A 208-nucleotide genomic window follows, 5' to 3' on the forward strand; every position below is an offset into this window, starting at 1 on the left:
CAGTAGCTTCCACATAGAATTCTATACCTGTAGCTTCCGTACTTAAATTAACCCACTTGTCGCCTTCCCATGTTTTAATCTTTAACCATCCACTAGTTGTCCCATCCACAACTCTAAAATTCTGTGGATTATATAATGCTCCAGCGTTTGCTTTTGCTGCATTAAATGAAGCTTCGTTATACGCATAGAATGATTTGTTTATGAATCT

General features: G+C 37.0%; 1 pseudogene. It reads right to left on the bottom strand.

What is annotated here, in order from left to right:
* Positions 1 to 208, bottom strand: a pseudogene (locus MR107_RS31265) (hypothetical protein); the annotation flags it as partial.

Source organism: Bacillus cereus group sp. BfR-BA-01441, from assembly GCF_022663075.1.
GTDB lineage: Bacteria > Bacillota > Bacilli > Bacillales > Bacillaceae_G > Bacillus_A > Bacillus_A cereus.